17 protein-coding genes, 3 tRNA genes and 1 CRISPR repeat array are annotated in these 21,488 nt (G+C 39.6%); of the genes, 17 read left to right on the top strand and 3 right to left on the bottom strand.

All coding sequences use genetic code 11. From position 1 onward, the window contains the following. Positions 1-18 precede the first annotated feature (18 nt). Positions 19-1,578, bottom strand: a complete 1,560-nt coding sequence (gene leuA / locus KSO91_RS07855) for a 2-isopropylmalate synthase (RefSeq protein ID WP_238742403.1) — start codon at positions 1,576-1,578, stop codon at positions 19-21. Positions 1,579-1,922: 344 nt separating this feature from the next. On the opposite strand from leuA, the gene msrB reads away from it, so the two are divergent. Further along, entirely contained in the window at positions 1,923-2,369 is a 447-nt protein-coding gene (gene msrB, locus KSO91_RS07850; RefSeq protein WP_238742402.1) for a peptide-methionine (R)-S-oxide reductase MsrB, read from the top strand. Here the strand turns inward: msrB and KSO91_RS07845 are convergent. Then, positions 2,336-2,779, bottom strand: coding sequence for a GNAT family N-acetyltransferase (locus KSO91_RS07845; protein ID WP_238742401.1), 444 nt, complete (start codon positions 2,777-2,779; stop codon positions 2,336-2,338). The two genes, msrB and KSO91_RS07845, sit on opposite strands and share 34 nt — an antisense overlap. Positions 2,780-2,852: 73 nt before the next feature. Between KSO91_RS07845 and murB the strand changes: the two genes are divergently transcribed. The 5 genes from murB (at position 2,853) to KSO91_RS07820 (ending at position 5,427) form a co-directional block, all read left to right on the top strand. Then, entirely contained in the window at positions 2,853-3,917 is a 1,065-nt protein-coding gene (gene murB / locus KSO91_RS07840; protein ID WP_420830947.1) for a UDP-N-acetylmuramate dehydrogenase, read from the top strand. After that, on the top strand, positions 3,904-4,872 hold the full coding sequence (birA, locus tag KSO91_RS07835) for a bifunctional biotin--[acetyl-CoA-carboxylase] ligase/biotin operon repressor BirA (RefSeq protein ID WP_238742400.1): 969 nt from the start codon (positions 3,904-3,906) through the stop codon (positions 4,870-4,872). The genes murB and birA overlap by 14 nt, the downstream gene beginning before the upstream one ends. Before the next feature lie 279 nt (positions 4,873-5,151). Beyond that, positions 5,152-5,227: transfer RNA gene (locus KSO91_RS07830), tRNA-Thr, on the top strand. Between the two features lie 10 nt (positions 5,228-5,237). Then, positions 5,238-5,321: transfer RNA gene (locus KSO91_RS07825), tRNA-Tyr, on the top strand. A 31-nt stretch (positions 5,322-5,352) separates the two neighbouring features. After that, positions 5,353-5,427, top strand: a tRNA-Gly gene (locus KSO91_RS07820). 173 nt (positions 5,428-5,600) lie between these two features. Here the strand turns inward: KSO91_RS07820 and KSO91_RS07815 are convergent. Beyond that, positions 5,601-5,828: a helix-turn-helix domain-containing protein gene (locus KSO91_RS07815; RefSeq protein WP_238742399.1), complete on the bottom strand. Its 228-nt coding sequence runs from the start codon at positions 5,826-5,828 to the stop codon at positions 5,601-5,603. Positions 5,829-5,960: 132 nt separating this feature from the next. Here KSO91_RS07815 and KSO91_RS07810 point away from each other — a divergent pair, with 132 nt between their 5' ends. The 11 genes from KSO91_RS07810 to cas2 all read left to right on the top strand — a co-directional run bounded on the left by KSO91_RS07810 (position 5,961) and on the right by cas2 (position 16,884). Continuing rightward, positions 5,961-6,173: a hypothetical protein gene (locus KSO91_RS07810; RefSeq protein WP_238742398.1), complete on the top strand. Its 213-nt coding sequence runs from the start codon at positions 5,961-5,963 to the stop codon at positions 6,171-6,173. Between the two features lie 3 nt (positions 6,174-6,176). Further along, on the top strand, positions 6,177-7,361 hold the full coding sequence (locus KSO91_RS07805) for a site-specific integrase (protein WP_238742397.1): 1,185 nt from the start codon (positions 6,177-6,179) through the stop codon (positions 7,359-7,361). Further along, complete coding sequence (locus KSO91_RS07800; protein WP_238742396.1) at positions 7,354-7,710, top strand: hypothetical protein; 357 nt, start codon at positions 7,354-7,356, stop codon at positions 7,708-7,710. Before KSO91_RS07805 ends, KSO91_RS07800 begins: the two co-directional genes overlap by 8 nt. Before the next feature lie 175 nt (positions 7,711-7,885). After that, positions 7,886-8,710 (top strand): BrxR family transcriptional regulator, encoded by an 825-nt coding sequence (locus tag KSO91_RS07795; RefSeq protein WP_238742395.1) that lies wholly within the window; start codon positions 7,886-7,888, stop codon positions 8,708-8,710. Between the two features lie 163 nt (positions 8,711-8,873). Next, positions 8,874-11,357 (top strand): CRISPR-associated helicase Cas3', encoded by a 2,484-nt coding sequence (gene cas3 / locus KSO91_RS07790; RefSeq protein ID WP_238742394.1) that lies wholly within the window; start codon positions 8,874-8,876, stop codon positions 11,355-11,357. A gap of 36 nt (positions 11,358-11,393) precedes the next feature. Beyond that, positions 11,394-12,134 (top strand): type I-C CRISPR-associated protein Cas5c, encoded by a 741-nt coding sequence (gene cas5c / locus KSO91_RS07785; protein WP_238742393.1) that lies wholly within the window; start codon positions 11,394-11,396, stop codon positions 12,132-12,134. Further along, positions 12,131-14,080: a type I-C CRISPR-associated protein Cas8c/Csd1 gene (gene cas8c, locus KSO91_RS07780; protein WP_238742392.1), complete on the top strand. Its 1,950-nt coding sequence runs from the start codon at positions 12,131-12,133 to the stop codon at positions 14,078-14,080. Before cas5c ends, cas8c begins: the two co-directional genes overlap by 4 nt. A 14-nt stretch (positions 14,081-14,094) precedes the next feature. Continuing rightward, on the top strand, positions 14,095-14,934 hold the full coding sequence (gene cas7c / locus KSO91_RS07775; RefSeq protein ID WP_238742391.1) for a type I-C CRISPR-associated protein Cas7/Csd2: 840 nt from the start codon (positions 14,095-14,097) through the stop codon (positions 14,932-14,934). A gap of 2 nt (positions 14,935-14,936) precedes the next feature. Further along, a complete protein-coding gene (gene cas4, locus KSO91_RS07770) occupies positions 14,937-15,557 on the top strand; it encodes a CRISPR-associated protein Cas4 (RefSeq protein ID WP_238742390.1) in 621 nt (206 codons plus the stop codon). Between the two features lie 2 nt (positions 15,558-15,559). Next, on the top strand, positions 15,560-16,579 hold the full coding sequence (cas1c, locus tag KSO91_RS07765) for a type I-C CRISPR-associated endonuclease Cas1c (RefSeq protein WP_238742389.1): 1,020 nt from the start codon (positions 15,560-15,562) through the stop codon (positions 16,577-16,579). A gap of 11 nt (positions 16,580-16,590) precedes the next feature. Continuing rightward, on the top strand, positions 16,591-16,884 hold the full coding sequence (cas2, locus tag KSO91_RS07760; RefSeq protein ID WP_238742388.1) for a CRISPR-associated endonuclease Cas2: 294 nt from the start codon (positions 16,591-16,593) through the stop codon (positions 16,882-16,884). 173 nt (positions 16,885-17,057) lie between these two features. Continuing rightward, a CRISPR array of direct repeats spans positions 17,058-21,333; the repeat unit is 32 nt; unit sequence ATTCGTGCTCTCACGGGCACGTGGATTGAAAC. Positions 21,334-21,488: the final 155 nt, after the last annotated feature.

The raw sequence follows: 21,488 nt of genomic DNA, 5'->3' as shown, positions 1-21,488 counted from the left end.
TGATAGACGATAACCTTGCTACACCTGATCAATATTTAGGCGATCTTTCTTCTGCTCTGCGACCGCTTGTGCTAAGTGAATATGGTTCATTACATGTACCATCGCCTTTGCAGATGATTCAATAATATCCGTTGATAGCCCTAAACCATGGAATCTTTGCCCTTTATAGGTGGCCACAATATCCACCTGACCCAGTGCATCCTTACCTTCACCTTTGGCGCTGATATGGTAATTATCCATATTGATATCTAAACCAGTAATACGCATTAAACATTGGTAAGCGGCATCGATTGGGCCATTACCTGTTGCGGCTTCCACAATTTTTGGTTGATCACCAATGGTCATGGTGACGGTAGCGGTGGCCACTAATCCCGATCCAGACAAGACACTAATATTTTCCAGTTTATAATATTCTGGTTGATCATTCACTTTGCTAAAGAACAGTAGTGCTTCTAAATCGTAATCAAAAACTTGACCTTTTTTATCGGCCAAGGCTAAAAAGCTAGTGTATAAGGCTTCAATATCATAATCGCTATCACGGTAGCCCAATGCTTGCATTCGATGCTGGATAACATGGCGACCCGAGCGAGAGGTTAGATTTAATTTATTAGTAAGTAGGCCAACACTTTCAGGGGTAATGATCTCATAGGTATTTTGTGCTTTTAAAACACCGTCTTGATGAATACCCGATGAATGAGAGAACGCATTGGCGCCGACAATTGCTTTATTGGCTTGAATGGGCATATTACAAAGCTGACTCACCAGTTGGCTAGTGCGCGATATTTCAACAGGTCTGATGTTCGTTGCCAAACCCATTCTTTGTTTACGAGTATGTAAAATCATCACCACTTCTTCAAGTGAACAGTTGCCTGCTCGTTCGCCAATACCATTCACAGTACATTCAATTTGACGTGCGCCGTTTTCCACTGCTGTAATTGAGTTTGCTACCGACATTCCTAAATCATCGTGGCAGTGCACTGAGATGATCGCCTGATCAATATTCGGCACACGTTTAAATAGCGTTTGGATAATGCCGCCAAATTCACTTGGTAAGGTATAACCGACGGTATCGGGGATGTTGATAGTGGTTGCACCCGCTTTAATCGCCTCTTCCACCATACGGCATAAATTATCAATCGGAGTACGGCCCGCATCTTCACATGAGAATTCAACATCATCGGTAAAATTACGCGCATATTTAACCGCGTTGACACCCATTTCCAATACCGCATCAAAACTGCGTTTTAATTTGCTTTCAACATGGATAGTGGACGTTGAAATAAAGGTATGAATACGGAATGCCTCAGCTACTTTTAACGCTTGCGCTGCGGCATCAATATCTTTCGGCAGTGCGCGGGCGAGAGCACAAACTCGGCTATCTTTTATTTCTTTGGCAATGGTTTGTACGGATTCAAAATCACCGGGCGAGGAAATAGGAAAACCGACTTCCATCACATCAACACCTAAACGCTGAAGGGCAAATGCTATTTGTAATTTTTCTTTTACGGTTAGACTTGCGCGTAATGCTTGTTCGCCATCGCGTAATGTGGTGTCAAAAATAATAACTTGATCGGACATAAGCAATCCCTCTTTTTTGTTGTTAGGTCATTTACCGGCACGTATGAAAATAGCAGGTATAAAAAAACCCGCGCATGGCACGGGTTTTTGGAGTATTAACTGATCTTATTCAGACACCCGCCACCCGTATGCAGTTAGCATAAGCAGTAAAGTTGGCAGGAGTGGGAAAAAAAAATTCATCAATTAATCTCTACAATTCAATTTGTGACTTAATAATTACCGTTTTTTAGTAAATGCGTCAAGTTGTTATTAATAATAAAGTACGAAAAATACCCATGGGTTTAATTTTGGGGGAGAACACCGTACTATTAAATAAAATGAAAAACAGTCAAAAGGAGAGTGTAATGTCAGATTATAAAAAACCTTCGCTAGATGAATTACGTGCAAAATTAGATAAGACACAATTCAAGGTGACGCAAGAAGAAGGGACCGAACCTGCTTTTAATAACGCTTACTGGGATAATAATGGCGTGGGTATTTATGTGGATATTGTCTCTGGTGAAGCACTTTTTAGCTCCTTAGATAAGTTCGATGCGCATTGTGGTTGGCCGAGTTTTAGCAAGCCGCTGGATAATGGGGTGGTAACAGAAAAAGAAGATAATAAGCTGTTCTCATCACGCACGGAAGTACGTAGTCAACTTGCTGACTCCCATTTAGGTCACGTGTTTAACGACGGTCCTGCACCTACTGGGCTGCGTTATTGTATGAACTCCGCTGCGCTGCGTTTTATTGCCCTTGAACAGATGGCTGAGTTGGGTTACCAGGACTTATTAGCACTCTTTGACGAATAAACCATTAACAGTAAATTTTGCTTGGGAGTATAGATAAGAAAGCGTTTGGCGATAACCTCGGGTACTTTATCAATACTCACTATTTGAAACCCCAGCCGTTGATAGAAAAGAGTAAGGTGGGCGTAGGGAAAGCAATAGACCGGTTGCGGATACACTAAAAGGATCTTTTTAATCAATAATGAGGTATAACCTTTACCTGCGTAGATGGGATCACAAGCAACGCCGGTGAGTAAAAAGTGATCGCCAAGTGGCTTTAATTTAGCGCTGCAGATAATGCCCTTATCTTTAAGGATAAAGGCTATCTCATCGCGATGGGCCCCCCCCTTTTTATAAACCTGTTTATAAAACTGATTCAAGTAAGGGTATTTAATCTTCTCTAGTGCAATAAATTGTAACGCATCATCTTGCAAAAAATTTGCCCTATTCTTTTTTGTTTCACCTTAGGGATAAGGTAAACTTATTTTTCTATCCACACAGGCCATTATGATGATTGAAACTAATAGCTCGCTCAAGGCATTTAATACTTTTTCTATTGATGCGAAAACTAAAACCCTATTTCATTTTAAAAATATGACACAGTTATCAGAGTTATTGACGGTGGTAAAAGCGGTTCGCTCCGAAAACCGCCCTGTGCTCATTTTAGGGGCTGGCAGCAATATTTTATTCTGTGAAGATTTTTCCGGTCTGGTTATTAGAGTTGAACTGACCGGTGTTGATATCATTGCCTCAGAAAACAGTTATCTATTACAAGTGGCGGCTGGCGAAAATTGGCATCAGTTGGTCACTCACTGTATTGATAACGGCATTGATGGATTGGAGAATTTGGCCTTGATTCCCGGTGTGGTGGGGGCTGCGCCAATCCAAAACATAGGCGCCTATGGCAGTGAATTTAAAGACTTTTGTGAATCGGTCGACTATATTGATTTGCAGACTGGTGAATGTCTCAATTTAAGCGCGGCACAATGTTTATTTGCCTATCGAGACAGCATCTTTAAAAGTAAGACAATGGAAAATGCCTTAATTACCAAAGTGACCTTGAAATTACCCAGAAAATGGCAAGCCAATAGCCGTTATGCATTATCAAAAAGCGCTGAATCAGGACTGGAAATAACGGCGCAGACAATTTACGACGCTATTTGCCAAACACGGAATGATAAATTACCTGATCCAGAGCAGTATGGGAATGCAGGCAGTTTTTTTAAAAACCCCGTTGTTAATCAAAAGAAAGCTGCTCAGTTACTGAAAGCATACCCCAAAATGCCTCATTATCCGCAAGCCGATGGCCAAGTTAAACTCGCTGCAGGCTGGCTGATCGAGCAAGCAAATTTAAAAGGGAAAACCATTGGCGGCGCTGCTGTACATCAACAGCAAGCACTGGTGCTTATCAATCAGAATAATGCCTCGGCAGCAGATATTTTTCAGTTAGCGGAGTTCGTACGTATTACAGTCAAAGATAAATTCAAGGTCAGTTTAGAGCCGGAAGTACGTTTTATCGGTTGTCAGGGTGAAACTAACTTAACAGAGGTGCTTAACGATGTCAGAGCTTAATGAGCAAGGTAATATCCTGCTCACTTTATTAGCCGATGGTGAATTTCATTCTGGTGAAAAGATTGGCGAGTTACTGGGAGTGTCGCGTACGTCAGTAAATAACTATATAAAAGCCTTACAAGAGATTGGGTTAGATATCTATAAAGTAACTGGTAGAGGATATTGCAGTGCTGCACCCATTACACTTTTAGATAAAGATAAAATTGAGCAACTCAGTAACAGTCGTACTGTTCATGTCGAGCAGATTGTTGATTCAACCAATCAATGGTTATTAGACCGCATTGCAAATTTAAAAAACGGACAAAGCTGTATCAGCGAATATCAGTTATCGGGTAGAGGTCGTCGCGGACGCAGTTGGGTTTCCCCTTTTGCTTCACACCTGTATTTCTCCTTTTATTGGCGCTTTGATTCTGGCATCGATAAAGTCGCTGGCCTGAGTTTGTTGGTGGGTATCGCCACGGTCAACGCACTTGAAAAAATAGGTGTGCAGGGGGTATCACTTAAATGGCCGAATGATCTTTATTATCAAGGTAAAAAATTAGCCGGCATTTTAATTGAACTCAATGCTCAGGCGACGGAAGCCTGTCATAGCGTTATTGGTATCGGTATAAACGTGAGAATGCCCGCACAGCAGGCTAAGTTAATCGATCAACCTTGGACTGATTTGACCACGTTAAGCTCGCAACCGATTGACCGAAATCTATTAAGTGCTACTTTAATTAATGAATTAACGACACTGTTAATCGAATATGAGCAAAGCGGATTAGGGCCACATCTGCAACGCTGGTTTGCATTGGACTATTTTTTCAATAAAGAGGTTAAGTTATTAATTGCAGATCGGGTAAAAACAGGGATTTGCCGAGGGATCAACGAAACGGGTGCGCTGTTATTAGAATGTGATGGTGTGATTGAGCCCTATATAGGTGGAGAAATATCACTACGCTTAGCCGATTGAGAGTAAAGGGCGTGGATTTGTTCCACTTGTTTCGACTGTTTAGCTGGAATCCACCGAGTAAAATCAGCAGGATAAATCCAGTGCCCTTAAAGATGATATGACTGATGAGGCTGAGTTTATCCATTTTCCACACTGAACTGCCATTTGATTAGCTGTGGAGAATAAAAAACCGCCAAGTTGTTTTGTTTTTGAGCAAACAGGTGATAAATAGATATTTATTACCAATAAAGGCTTGCAAGGTTCGGTCAACTTCTCTATCATTCGCAGCACTTAGACGGAGCCGACTTAGCTCAGTCGGTAGAGCAACTGACTTGTAATCAGTAGGTCACCAGTTCGATTCCGGTAGTCGGCACCATTTAAGTGTAGGAGGGGTTCCCGAGTGGCCAAAGGGAGCAGATTGTAAATCTGCCGCGTAAGCTTCGGTGGTTCGAATCCACCTCCCTCCACCATTTTTTACTTGCAATGCCACATTGTAAGTACGCGGGCATCGTATAATGGCTATTACTCCAGCCTTCCAAGCTGATAATGCGGGTTCGATTCCCGCTGCCCGCTCCAATTTTTCTTCTTTAAGAAGAACACTAAAATCAACCTCTTATGGTTGATTTTTGCGTTTCAGCTTCCCTGAAAAATTAATTCAAAATTACATCGGTGACCAAACGGTGACCAGATGGTGTCCAAACTGTTTTTGCTATATAAAAAATGGTGCCTGCTTTAAAGCACCACATATTTTAATCTTCTATTTTTTCTTCATTACTTTTCTTCGTAAGCTCATAAAGATCCCCAACCTCTATTTTTAAATATTCACATAAAGTTTCCACTACATTTAATTCAACTCTCGTTGCCGTTTCATTAAATATGCGTCTAATTGTGCCTGGGTTTATTCCTGTATCTCTCGATACATCGCTCATTTTCAAGCGTTTCTCACCCATTATTTTTGATAAATGGCATTTTAGCAAAGTCTTCTCCAGAAATTAAAAGTCTCCTGCAGACGTTAAAAGGTTGTAAACGTCTTTTTTTGTGCTATATTTGTTCTGCAGCAGACTTTTAGAGTCTGTAACATACAAATTAAACTATTAGGAGATTGTACAATGGATATTACATATATGACAACTTCAGAATTATCAGATCGTATTAAATACGATCCACGAACAATTCGTGAACAATTAAAAGATTCAGTGTTATTTGAAGGAGTGCATTATATCCGACCATTTGGAGGAAGAAAAATTTTATACCTTTGGGAAAGGATAGAAGAAGAGATGCTAAATGGTGTTTCATTAAATACATTAACAGTGGGGATGTAAATTATGGGAGCTATCAGCATTAGAAATAATAAATTAGTTCTTGGCTTTCGTTTTAATAATGTACGTTGCAGAGAGCAAACGCAGTTATCCAGTACACCAATAAATCGTAAGCGCATGGAAAAGCTATTAAAAGTAATTGAAGCTGAAATATTAACTAAAAACTTTGATTATTCTAAATATTTTCCCGAAAGTAATATGGTTGGGAAATTCGCTGAGCTTAATCAACGCAAACAAACTGCATCGCAATATTTTAATAGTCCTGATGCACCAACAGTTAAAGAGTTTGCAGATATTTGGTTTGCTGAGAAAGAGGTTGAATGGCGTAAAAGCCATAAAGAATCTATTGAAGGGATTTTAGAATCGCATATTCTTCCTGCTTTTGGAAAGATGAAGATCAGCGTCATCAAAAAACAAGATATCTTAACGTTCCGAGCTGCTCTCGCCAAAGTCCAGACTCGAACAAAGAAAACACTCTCCGCCTCTCGTATCAACCATATTATGACACCACTAAGAATGCTGTTGAATGAAGCCGCTGATCGTTATGAGTTTACGACACCTTGGAAAAATATCAAAGCGTTAAAAATACCACGTACAGAGGTAAATCCATTTTCTTTAGGGGAAGTTGAGCGTTTGATAAAAACAGCACCCGATGACTTTAAGGCTTACTACACAGTGCGTTTCTTTACGGGATTACGAACAGGAGAAATAGATGGATTGCATTGGGATAAAGTCGATTTAGATAAGAAGCAGCTCTACATCGATCAAAGTCTGGTCAAGGGAGAAATGACTGATGCAAAAACAGATGGATCAAATCGCACTATCCAGCTAACGGATAGGGTTGTATCTGCACTTAAAGTACAGATGCAAGCGACAAAACATCTTGGCTCTTTTGTTTTTTGTAAAAAGGACGGAAAACCATTTAATTATCAAACAATCAGCCGCGTTATTTGGGAGCCGATGCTCAAAAGATTGAAGCTAAAGTATCGCAACCCTTATCAAAGTCGTCATACCTTCGCTACGTTATTACTCGCTTCAGGTGAATCTCCTGAGTGGATTGCACAACAAATGGGGCATACAACGACAACTATGCTATTTCGTGTTTATTCGCGATATGTGCCGAATTTAACTCGTCAAGATGGCAGTGCGTTTGATCGTTATATCGAAACTCAAGGAGAAGATAATGCTTAGTGTTCAAGATCACCCAATAGTGCAACAGTTAGACAATGAAATTGTACAAAGAGAAACTTTTTTAGCGGAATTACAAGTTAAGCGAATTTCACTGACCACTTCTTTACTTAGATCGACATATGACAATGCACAGATGATATGCCGTAAGTTATATATTCAAGAAAAAGAGCGTGGTGTTGCTTTGCTCTGTGGATATGAGTTTTTGACTAATCAACAAATGGTAGAGCAATGGTTGCTTGATCAATTAGTAGAGTTAAATCAGGTTCAATTTGAATGTCCGATTCACGAATTACAAAACCGTTTATTGATGCGATTAAATAGCCTACAGCAGGATTCTACGTACTATTAACAACATAAAAATGTAAGCAACTTCATCAATCTCAGTTGATTAATGAAGTTGTAAATATTTCACTTTTTTTTTATGTTATGTCGCTGTGTGTTTAGGTGTTAAATGCGTTGTTAATCAATAAAACAGAGGCAATAAGGTGTCATTATTTGTCAACTTAAATGTAATAGAGACGATAATGTTAGATAAAATTGATCAACGATTTGTGTTTATTGAAAACATCGCGTGGTGGGAAGGGCAAATAAACACACGCCATCTACGTGAAAAATATAGCATATCTCAAGCAACAGCGCAAAAAACATTAAAACAGTATCAGCAAAAATTTCCTAATAACTTAACTTACAGCCAATCAGAAAAAACATTTATAGTGAATGATGAGTTTACCTATCTAACGGACTTAAATAACTTTTCACGCTACCTCTCTAATGTGTCGTTAGATGAAAAAACACCAATTAGCGATCATATTTTTGAAGTTGAAGCCCCTTTACGCAATATAAATCCGCAACAAGTGCGGCCAATTTTACGCGCAATTCGTGAAAAACTAGCTATTGATATTGGTTACTTATCACTTGCAAATCCCGATTACCTCGATCGAATTATCCAACCTCATTCGCTTATTTTTGATGGTTTACGCTGGCATGTCCGTGCTTACTGTAATAAAAATCAAAGTTTTAGAGATTTTTCATTATCGCGTTTTAATGGTGAAGCCATTGTTGAAGGAAAAGCGACCCATTTTGCAGAGCAAGATGAACGATGGAATACTTGGATTGATATCGTGATAGAGCCAGATCCGCGATTGTCTGGATTACAAAAGCAGATCATAGCAAAAGACTATCAAATGGAAAGCGGCCGTAAAGTGATCCCCGTGCGAGCCGCCTTAGTCAATTATCTGTTAAAGCGTTTAAATATTGACCATTACCAAAATACTCCAGAAGCCCAACAAATTGTATTGAGTACCGAGTGCCGAAAAGCAGTCACCCCCTATTTGCCACAACCTACCTAGTTTCTATAGATGTTTAAAACAACAGTGTTGAAGTAAACATAATCAAAATATAAAGTATTGATGATATTCGGTTCCAGTGTTGATGTAAACTGCTTTAGATAGGCAATGGGAGAGTGTAATGAAAGATTTATCGCCTGCGGATTTGAAGAGGAGTAAGTATTAAATGAACTATATTGCACATCCTGCTGAAGATGGTGTAAATCATCAATCAGTAGAGGCTCACCTTTTTGAAGCCAGTAAACTTGCGGGGATGTTTGCTAAAAAGATCAATCAGGAAAAAGCCGGTGAATTAATAGGGTTACTACATGATTTTGGAAAATATAGTCGAGCATTTCAGGTTTATATTCTTTCTGCAGCGGGACTCATTGATTCAGGTGATCAAGAATATGTTGATGCTAAAGCTTTAAAAGGAAAGATTGATCATTCTACAGCAGGAGCACAATATCTGTATGACCACCTTCTTTTAGTTTTTCAAAAACAATATAGCGAATTTACTCCTGGTGAAGCTGAATTGGTTTTCGTTCTTATACAAGCGCTGGCACAAAGTATCGTATCGCATCATAGTGGCCTTATTGATAGCTTGCCGGAGCCAAAAGGGAAATGTTTTGGAGAAAGAATAAGTAAATTAGACGAGCAGACACATAGATCTGAATGCAGTAAAAATGTTGATTGTAAACTGTTAGAAAAAATAAAAGAGCTGACAGCAGAAGATCTATTAAAAGAGTTATTAGAGCCACTAAATAAATTCATTAAAGAGCAACAGAGTAACTTTAATATTAGTGATCTCTCTAAACATTTTTATTTAGGATTGCATTGTAAATTCATGTTTAGTTGTTTAATTGATGCTGATCGCATTAGTAGTGCGGATTTTGAAATACCAGAAAACAAGAAGCTTAGAAGTAAAAATAAGCCAGATTGGGATCTTGCTTGTCAGCGAGTTGAAAAATTTGTAAAAGCACTCTCTATTCGTAATCCAATTGATGAAATAAGACGAACCATTTCTAATAATTGTAAAAATAGAGCCATTGATCCTCAAGGTATATACAGTTTAACCGTACCAACAGGGGGCGGTAAAACTTACTCTAGTTTACGTTATGCGGTACAGCATGCTAAGAAACATCAATTAGATCGAATTATATACATAATTCCGTACACCTCGATTATCGACCAAAATGCACAAGCAATCAGAGGCGTTATAGAATCAAAAACAGATAATACTTCTTGGGTATTTGAACATCACTCAAATATTGAACCAGAGCAACAGACATGGCGTAGCAAGTTAGTCAGTGAAAATTGGGATGCACCGATTGTGTTAACAACGATGGTGCAATTTTTGGAAACTCTGTTTAGCGGAGGAACGCGAGGAGTGAGGCGATTACATCAACTCGCAAATAGCGTGTTGATTTTTGATGAAATTCAAACGCTACCCATCAATTGTACTCACCTTTTTTGTAATTCAATTAACTTCCTAAGTGCATATTGCAATACAACTACCGTCTTATGTACCGCGACTCAACCTTTATTAAATCAGTTGAAAGATTCAGAAAAAGGGCAATTGCAGCTTTCTGATAAAAATGAATTAATGCCTAATGTGAGTGCGCTATTTGAACAATTAAAACGTGTTGAAATATTTAATAATACAAAAACAGGAGGGTGGTCATTAGATGAAATAACCCAACTTGCATTAGAAGAATTAAAAGTTAAAAAAAGCTGTTTAGTTATTGTTAATACTAAAAAATGGGCACACGAGCTTTATGTTTCAATAACTGAATTTGAAGTGAATGATGACAATAAAGTCTTTCATTTAAGTACCTCGCAATGTCCTGCTCATAGGAAGCAATTATTAGATGAGATAAGAGCTCGTCTGGATCAAAATTTACCAACATTGTGTATCAGCACTGCGTTAATTGAAGCCGGTGTTGATGTCGATTTTAATTCAGTGATCCGTTTTTTAGCTGGACTTGATTCAATCACGCAAGCTGCTGGTCGTTGTAATCGTAATGGTCATTTAGAGTCGGCAAAAGTACTGGTGGTAAACCCTGAACAAGAAAATATCGATCTATTAATTGATATTAAGCAAGGTATAAGCAGTACCCAAAGAATATTTAATGAATATAAAGGCCTTGATCTACTCAAGCCAGAAATAATGAAGCAATATTTTGAATATTATTTTTTTGAACGTGCCAAAGAGATGGATTATCCCTTTACCGAAAAGAAAATTGGTAAAGGGGATAGCATCTTAAATCTACTCAGTGTTAATGCCTTGAATCGATATAAAGATTCTACCCCTTTTAAATTAAAACAATCCTTTATGATAGCCGGTAAATTATTTAAAGCGATTGATGCGCCAACAAAATCGCTGATAGTACCTTTCAAAGATGGTAAAGAGTTAATCACTGAGCTTTGTTTAGTGAGCAAAAAATTTGATGCTAAAACCTATTACGATTTAGTGAAAAAAGCACAGAAATACAGTGTGAATTTATTCCCTTATATCTGGCAAAAATTGGCAGATCAAGACGCGATTGTTGAATTGCAAAATGAACAAGGTGAAGGGGATGGGATCTTTTATCTTAATGAACGATTCTATAGTGAAGAGTTTGGTGTGAATACAGAGATATGTGCAGATATGAATAGCTGTATTTTGTAATACAAAAATAAAGATTACTCATTGTGAGGATAACAAATGAAAAACAGTATCAGTTTTAAAGTGTGGGGGAAATATGCATTATTTACCGATCCCATCACTAAAGTTGGAGGTGAAAAATGTTCATATCATTTGCCAACTTATGAAGCAATAAAAGGAGTCTTAAAGTCGATTTATTGGAAACCGACACTGACTTGGTATGTTGATAAAGTAAGGGTTATGAAACCTTTGAGAACGCAGACAAAGGGAACGAAACCGCTTAATTGGGGAGGTGGCAATAGTTTGGCTATCTACACCTTCTTACATGATGTTGAATATCAAGTTGAAGCACACTTTGAATGGAATGAGCACCGTCCTGAGTTGGCGAAAGATCGTATTGATGGGAAGCACTTTAGTATTGCCAAACGTATGTTAGAAAAAGGCGGGCGACAAGATATATTTTTAGGTGTTCGTGATTGCCAAGCTTATGTTGAACCTTGTGAATTTGGTGAAGGCGAAGGTGCTTATGATGCTATCGAAGAATTAGGATTTTGTGTGATGTTCCATGGTTTTGATTATCCAGATGAAACAGGAAAAACAGACGAACAAGGCAATGAAAGTCAGGAAGGCGAATATCGATTACATAGTCGTTTTTGGCGTGCTGAAATGAAAAAGGGCGTTATTGAATTTCCATCGCCAAAGCAGTGCACTATCAAACGTTTTGTTCGTAATATGGAGCCTAAAGATTTTGATTTAGGAACCAACATTCAATCTGTTGCTGAGTTGGAGGTTGAATTATGAGTTGGATGCAAAAGCTATATGAAACCTACGAGCAAGGTTTGTTATTAGAAATCGCAGATGATCAAAAACCGATGCCCATTTCTCATACTCTGCAAAATGCGCATATCAATATTGTTATTAATGGAGAAGGTGACTTTTTACGTGCGGAAGTGCTTGAAAAAATACAAGTGATACTGCCTGCAACAGAGAAATCAGCAGGTCGTAGTAGTGGACTCTCTCCTCATCCTTTGGCTGATAAAATTCAATATGTAGCGGGAGATTACATAGCATTTGGCGGTATAAAAAAAAGTGGTTTTTCTTTATATAAAGAACTTTTATCAGCTTGGTGTGGATCTCCCTATTCACATTTAAAAGCAAAGGCTGTGTTGAAATATATAGATAAAGAAACAGTTATTTCAGATTTGATTAAACACAATATTATTTTCCAAGAAAACAGTGTGTTATTAACAAAATGGAATGATGAAGATGAAATGCCAAAGCTATTCAAAGTGCTGCCAAAAGAAAAGGGGGTGCTTGATCAAGGCTCTGCATTAGTTTGTTGGACGGTTGAAATACCAGCAGATCAAAAGAGTAAAACCTGGTTAGACAATTCATTGCAGCAAAGTTGGATTGAATTTGATGCGTCAGATGCCGGAGACTCGGGCTTATGCCTTGTTAAAGGAGAACATGCAGTACTTGCAGTGAATCACCCTGCCAAGATAAGGCACTCAGGGGATAAAGCGAAATTAATTTCAGCCAATGACAGTAGCGGCTTTACATTTAGAGGGAAATTTTTAAAAAGTGAACAAGCTACTGGTGTGAGTTTTGAAGTTACTCAAAAAGCACATAATGCGCTGCGTTGGTTACTTGGATCACGCAAACAAGGCTTTAGAAATGGGGACCAAGTTTATGTTAGTTGGGCGGTGTCAGGCAAAAAAATTCCAGAGCCAATGGCAGATCCCTTTTCTTCGATGTTTTCTCACCAACCTTATATTGAGCCTGAAGCAGATCAAACAATCGATCTTGGTTACGAATATGCGCAAACGTTGAAGCGTTATATGTCTGGTTTTATCGGGCAAGAAAAATTGCAAATCAATGAAAGCATCGTCTTAATGGGGATTGATTCAGCAACGCCGGGGCGTATGGGGATAATCTATTATCGCGAGACAATAGCGCAGGAATTTATCGATACATTAACAAAATGGCATGAAGATTTTGCCTGGCCTCAGCGGCAAAAACGAGAAATTGAAAATGGTAAAAAGAAAATACCCCAGACTTTTTGGCCAATTTCAGCTCCTGCCCCCTATAAAATTTGGTCTGCTGTTTATGGGGATGTACTCAAAAGCAATGACACATTGAAAAAAAATCTGATGGAAAGACTGATGCCTTGTATTGTCGAAGGTAAGTTAATTCCTATCGATGTTGTCAATTATGCAGTTAAACGGGCAACTAATCGAGTGGCTTATCAAAGTGGTGATAGTTGGCTTTGGGAACAAAATCTAGGAATTGCCTGTGCTTTGTATAAGGGCTTTTGCAAACGAACTACCAATGTAAATTTTAAGAAGGAATATAAAATGGCGTTAGAAGAAGATAATAATTCAAGAGACTATTTATATGGTCGTTTGTTGGCGGTGGCTGAACGTATTGAACAAGTTGCATTAAGTGTTAGTGGAGAAAAAAGAGCAACAACTGCTGAACGTATGATGCAGCGTTTTGCTGATCGCCCATTTAGTACTTGGCGAAATATTGAATTGGCATTAAGACCTTATATGCAACGACTACAAAATACACGAACAGGATTTTTAGTTAACCGTCAAAAAGAATTAGATAATATTTTAAATGCGTTTAATTCGGATGAATTTAAATCAGAGAAACCATTAAGTGGCGAGTTTTTACTCGGTTTCCATTGCCAACGCTTAGCTTTAACTGTGAAAAAAGAAACACTTGAAATTAATGAATCAAATTAAAAAGGAAAATTACAATGAGCTTACAAAATAAAATCGATTTTGCAGTTATTTTTTCTGTTAAAAATGCTAACCCAAATGGAGATCCGTTAAATGGTAATCGTCCTCGTACTGATTATGATGGTCTTGGTGAAATAACAGATGTTTGTTTAAAAAGAAAAATACGAGATCGGTTGCAAGAGCAAGGTGAAAGCATCTTTGTTCAATCAGATGAAAAGAAAACAGATAACATGCCGAGTTTACGAGAGCGTGCTATTTCAAGTGAAGTTGGGTTAGGCAGTGCAACATTTAATGCAAAAAAAACAAACTCTGCTGATGCCATTAAACTAGCCTGTAAAAAATGGTTAGATGTGCGCACTTTTGGGCAATTGTTTGCTTTTAAAGGCGAAACAAAAGAAGGTGTTTCAATCGCTATTCGGGGTCCTTTAACAATTCATTCGGCTTTTAGTTTAGAGCCAATAAGTATCACCAGTACACAAATAACCAAAAGTGTTAATGGCGAAGGTGATGGTAGCAAAAAAAGCTCGGATACAATGGGAATGAAGCATCGCGTTGATAATGCTATTTACGTTACCTATGGTGCAATGAATCCTCAGCTATCTGAAAAAACAGGCTTTAATAATGATGATGCTGCAAAAATAAAAGCGATATTACCAAAATTATTTGAAGGTGACGCGTCATCAGCAAGACCAGAAGGTTCGATGGCGATTGAAAAAGTAATTTGGTGGGAGCATAGTTCGAAATCTGGTCAGTATTCTTCTGCAAAAGTACATCGTACGTTAAGCGTAGAACCCGATGGCACAATCCAATTTAAAAATCTAGCTGGATTAGAGCCTGAAATCATAGAAGGTTTTTAATAATGACTCAGGATCGCCGTTTAATCCCACTCTCTGCTTTGCAGCATTATGCTTTCTGTCCGCGTCAATGTGCGCTGATTCATAATGAACAAGCATGGGCAGATAACTATTTAACTGCTCAGGGGAATTTACTGCATAAACGGGTAGATAGTGGCGATCCTGAAACTCGTAATGGTACTAAATTTGAGCGTGCTGTTATGGTCAGTGCTGAAAAATTAGGGATAACAGGCAAGCTTGATTTAATTGAAAAAGATCTAAAAACAGGAGCACTAACCCCTGTTGAATATAAAAAAGGAAAATCAAAGCCGGGTAATTGGGACAAAATACAACTTTGTGCACAAGGGCTTTGTTTAGAAGAGATGACCGGACAAGCAGTTGCTGAAGGCTATCTTTGGTACTGGCAAACCAGAAAACGTGAGTTTGTTGCATTTGACAAAAGAATCCGTCAGCAAACACTTGCTGTGATCCAGCAAGTACAAACTATCTTTTTATCGGGTGAGTTACCTAAACCCAAATATGAGAAAAAGTGTAAAGCTTGTTCGTTATTTGATATATGTAATCCTAAATTAATAGAGCATGACAATAGCGCTACCTACATCAAACAACTATTCAGTCAGGATTAGGTATGAAAAAACTTCAAAACAGTCTCTATCTAACTAAAGATAAGCTTTACGTTCATAAAGAGCGAGAAGCCATTGTTATTAAGCAAGATAAAGAAACGTTATTAAAAATACCCATCCATTCTATCAGTAATATTTTTTGTTTTGGGCAATGTACTGTGTCGCCAGCTTTAATGGCACATTGTGCTAAACATAACGTCAACCTTGCTTATTTTGATCTTTTCGGGCGTTACCAAGCTCGAATTCAAGGACGGCAATCAGGTAATGTATTACTGAGACGAGCACAGTACCGCCGAAGTGATAACGATCCAATCGATATCGCCCGTGTGATGGTTGCTGCAAAGATTCAAAATTACCGTAGTTTATTACAAAGACAAATTAGAAATAATGGTGAGAATGAGCCTGTGCAATTGGTAATAAAAACACTGAAGTTTTCGATTGAACAGGTAAAAAATAGTAAATCGGTAGACAGCATTAGAGGTTTTGAGGGGGATGCAGCGGCACAATATTTTTCTGTGTTTCAACATTTAGTTAAGGTCTCGTTGCAAAGTACATTTGTATTTACAGGTCGTAATAAACGTCCCCCGAAAGATCCTATTAATGCGATGTTGTCATTGTTATATAGCGTTATTGGACAAGATATTAGTGGTGCTTTACAAGCTGTTGGACTTGATCCGCAAATTGGATTTTTACATGCAGATAGACCTGGACGCGATAGTCTAGCACAAGATGTCATTGAAGAATTTCGCGCTTATTTAGGTGATAGATTGGTATTAAGCTTAATTAATCGGCAACAAATAAAAATTACCGATTTTGAAACAGAAAGTAGTGGGGCTGTCAGGTTGAAAGATGATGCAAGAAAAACATTATTTAGTGCTTTACAGCAGCGAAAGCAAGAGGTAATTATTCACCCATTTTTGCAAGAAAAAGTAGAAATTGGATTATTGCCGCATATACAGGCAATGTTGTTGGCAAGACATTTGCGCTCAGATCTTGAATATTACCCTCCATTCTTAAGTCGTTAGAAGGAATTGATATGTTAGTTTTAGTCACTTACGATGTATCATTTGATGATGCTGGTGGCGCTAAACGATTACGGCGCATTGCTAAAATCTGCCAAGATCATGGTGTGCGAGTACAATATTCTGTCTTTGAGTGTGATGTAGACCCAGCGCAATGGGTTGTTTTTAAATCAAAACTTTTTGAAGAATATGATAGTAAGATAGATAGTCTGCGTTTCTATAAGCTTGGGAAAAATGGCCAAAATAGAATTGAGCATCATGGTGCCAAGCCAAGTTTTGACATATTCAAAGACCCACTTGTAATTTAACGCTAACCCTTAGTGCTCTTTAAAAACCCGAACTGTTAGCGGAAATATAACTTATTGAAAAATAAATTTATATTCTCTAAAATACTATTTGTCTTTATTGATAGCTAAAAATAGCGAATGTTAGCGGAAATACTCGTTTTACATTAGATATAGCTTGCGATTCATTGGAGGCAATTCGTGCTCTCACGGGCACGTGGATTGAAACAACAAAGAAAGCAACCATTGCCATTGATGATACATTCGTGCTCTCACGGGCACGTGGATTGAAACCTACAAAAATAAACAACCCAGGTTTCCTGTTTTATTCGTGCTCTCACGGGCACGTGGATTGAAACTCCTAAACCACCTTTCTCGAACAAGTCTTGAATCATTCGTGCTCTCACGGGCACGTGGATTGAAACCATTGAACGTACAGTATTCTGAATGGTTGAAAAATTCGTGCTCTCACGGGCACGTGGATTGAAACAGCGCGGCCATTCTCTCAGTGATGCTGGTATTCATTCGTGCTCTCACGGGCACGTGGATTGAAACTTATTCATTGGTCTATCCCGCTGGTGGATGATATTCGTGCTCTCACGGGCACGTGGATTGAAACAACCAGGCGGGGGGGAACACAACAGCCCCTTCAAATTCGTGCTCTCACGGGCACGTGGATTGAAACTTTTCAAGTTGATGCTTTCCATTATTTTGTTCCATTCGTGCTCTCACGGGCACGTGGATTGAAACTTCCTAGAAAAGATAGTGATCCATCTGCTTCAACATTCGTGCTCTCACGGGCACGTGGATTGAAACACATCTACAAAACGATATTAGCTTAATGTCAACTTTCGTGCTCTCACGGGCACGTGGATTGAAACCATGTGCTTGTTATTGTTTTTTATGTAATTTACATTCGTGCTCTCACGGGCACGTGGATTGAAACAACATTAATTGACTGACCAGGGCCGAAACCTACATTCGTGCTCTCACGGGCACGTGGATTGAAACTTCAAAATCAATTCGTTTGGTCAACTTATACTTAATTCGTGCTCTCACGGGCACGTGGATTGAAACTACAAACTGATCCCATAAATTAGCACGGCGTAAATTCGTGCTCTCACGGGCACGTGGATTGAAACTACCACGGACACAGAAATACCAATTGAAAAGGCATTCGTGCTCTCACGGGCACGTGGATTGAAACTGATAAAGGATGTGCTTTAAATACCATGTTTTTATTCGTGCTCTCACGGGCACGTGGATTGAAACACCATCACCGCCAGTATCATCACCGCCAGTATCATTCGTGCTCTCACGGGCACGTGGATTGAAACAACTGATAAAGCAGGACAAGAACCACCAGAAATATTCGTGCTCTCACGGGCACGTGGATTGAAACATCAAGACGGTTCCGGCGGTACTGAATCTGAATATTCGTGCTCTCACGGGCACGTGGATTGAAACTGCTTTAGCCACCTCAACTGCTGCAACTGCTGCCATTCGTGCTCTCACGGGCACGTGGATTGAAACACTATGTAAAGAACAAAGTTCACTTATTTTGAAATTCGTGCTCTCACGGGCACGTGGATTGAAACACGCAAACTGTATTTTTTACTTGCTTATATCCTTATTCGTGCTCTCACGGGCACGTGGATTGAAACAAATACCTCTTGGAACCAATCATCATTATCAATTATTCGTGCTCTCACGGGCACGTGGATTGAAACAAGCTCGGGATGGTTAACATTGTTATCATCAAAATTCGTGCTCTCACGGGCACGTGGATTGAAACATATAATTCCTAGTTTCGTGATAGTTAAAAAATATTCGTGCTCTCACGGGCACGTGGATTGAAACTGACGCCTTGAAAAGCATACCTTCGACGCTAGCATTCGTGCTCTCACGGGCACGTGGATTGAAACACTTCTTCAATAAAGATGATTTAGAAGTGTTTTATTCGTGCTCTCACGGGCACGTGGATTGAAACTATCAGCGTAATCTATTTATAAAAATGCAATACATTCGTGCTCTCACGGGCACGTGGATTGAAACTAATTATAAGAGAAACCCCAAAAACCCTACTAAATTCGTGCTCTCACGGGCACGTGGATTGAAACTGCTCAAGCATCTGCTACTGAAGCACAAGCTAAATTCGTGCTCTCACGGGCACGTGGATTGAAACTAGGTAGAAGTATTTATACAAATATCCATTGTGATTCGTGCTCTCACGGGCACGTGGATTGAAACATGTTGGGCGGTGTTTGTGGCTTAATTTGCTTGGATTCGTGCTCTCACGGGCACGTGGATTGAAACTTCTTAAATATGGTTGAAATACAGACAGGGATAATTCGTGCTCTCACGGGCACGTGGATTGAAACCCTTCAGTGTGACGGTACAGCTTGCGATTGCATATTCGTGCTCTCACGGGCACGTGGATTGAAACCCATTAGTAAGCTGTGATGAGTTTAAAACGTTAGATTCGTGCTCTCACGGGCACGTGGATTGAAACCCTACCCACCCCTAAACAATAGCATAACCCCCAGATTCGTGCTCTCACGGGCACGTGGATTGAAACTTTTCTCGTTGCTCAACTGCGTAAATTCTCTTTTATTCGTGCTCTCACGGGCACGTGGATTGAAACATGCAACTGCATGAGAACGGCACGCCTGATCTTATTCGTGCTCTCACGGGCACGTGGATTGAAACGTCAAACTCAGCGTTAATTTGAATAGCTTCAACGATTCGTGCTCTCACGGGCACGTGGATTGAAACACCATGGCTTTGCATTTGCTGAAGAGCCTTATCCATTCGTGCTCTCACGGGCACGTGGATTGAAACATCAAAACAACATTGTATTAACTCTTCATCTAAATTCGTGCTCTCACGGGCACGTGGATTGAAACCTGACAGCTCAAAGTTAAAGTCTGGAGCGTGGCAATTCGTGCTCTCACGGGCACGTGGATTGAAACAGGCATAAAAAAGCACCATTTAAGGCGCTTGTGATTCGTGCTCTCACGGGCACGTGGATTGAAACCAAGATAAAAGACGAGATTCCCGCCGCATACGACATTCGTGCTCTCACGGGCACGTGGATTGAAACTCTTACAACGGGCGAGATTACGCTAATCAAGAGATTCGTGCTCTCACGGGCACGTGGATTGAAACATCATTAAGATCAGCACACTCTATGTCTCGTATATTCGTGCTCTCACGGGCACGTGGATTGAAACAACTGAGATTTTATTTAAGCACGCTAGTTATGCATTCGTGCTCTCACGGGCACGTGGATTGAAACATGAAATACGCGAACACTCTCAACACAGCGGTAAATTCGTGCTCTCACGGGCACGTGGATTGAAACAATAGCTAGAATCTCATTGTCTTTGTTATCTTCATTCGTGCTCTCACGGGCACGTGGATTGAAACGTTGTAAAAAAGATTCAACGATACGGATTGGCGATTCGTGCTCTCACGGGCACGTGGATTGAAACTAATCCAATTAAACAGACAACTTGAGCAACGAGCATTCGTGCTCTCACGGGCACGTGGATTGAAACTAAAGACTCATATCAGATAGCATAACTTGTCGAATTCGTGCTCTCACGGGCACGTGGATTGAAACCCGCTGTTCTAAAAATGCTGTACTGTGTTTGCGATTCGTGCTCTCACGGGCACGTGGATTGAAACTCATCCTTAGCACCGATAATTAAACCATCTGGATTCGTGCTCTCACGGGCACGTGGATTGAAACGAGCTTGCTCGTAAGGACGGACGAATCGAACAAGATTCGTGCTCTCACGGGCACGTGGATTGAAACTATATATAGTTAAAAAAATCTACTTATAAATAGATTCGTGCTCTCACGGGCACGTGGATTGAAACTTTATTATCTAACTTACTTACCGTGGCACTTTCATTCGTGCTCTCACGGGCACGTGGATTGAAACCTGCCAGTTGAAATACACCTGCACCAAAATCAAGATTCGTGCTCTCACGGGCACGTGGATTGAAACTCGTTATGTAGCAGTTTACGGCAAAGAAGAAGCATTCGTGCTCTCACGGGCACGTGGATTGAAACCTGACATATCAGATCTCGATAGGACTTACGGTGATTCGTGCTCTCACGGGCACGTGGATTGAAACATTTTAAATGTAAAGGGGTCTTATGCCGTCAAAAATTCGTGCTCTCACGGGCACGTGGATTGAAACATAGTCGGTAGATGCTCACATATTAAAGAAAAGATTCGTGCTCTCACGGGCACGTGGATTGAAACATTAAACCACTATCATCTCGAACAGTGTGAAAAAATTCGTGCTCTCACGGGCACGTGGATTGAAACAAATAAGCCGACCTCCTTAAGCTTGGTTTATACATTCGTGCTCTCACGGGCACGTGGATTGAAACTATTTTTCTACGCTTTGGTTGTAGAGAAAAGCTATTCGTGCTCTCACGGGCACGTGGATTGAAACATATCATAAACACAATGATAATGTGATTTATTAGGCGACAATTAACTTGACCGGTCGTATTGCCTCATTAAAAAAACATACTACATTTAAAGATTTGTTACCGCATATGTAAGTAAGAATCAAATGACATAACAGACTAGAAGCCCCTTTAGCAG

It is taken from the genome of Psychromonas antarctica, assembly GCF_022267535.1.
In the GTDB taxonomy this organism is placed as follows: Bacteria; Pseudomonadota; Gammaproteobacteria; order Enterobacterales; family Psychromonadaceae; genus Psychromonas; species Psychromonas antarctica.
This window is presented reverse-complemented; position numbering and strand designations above follow the sequence as displayed.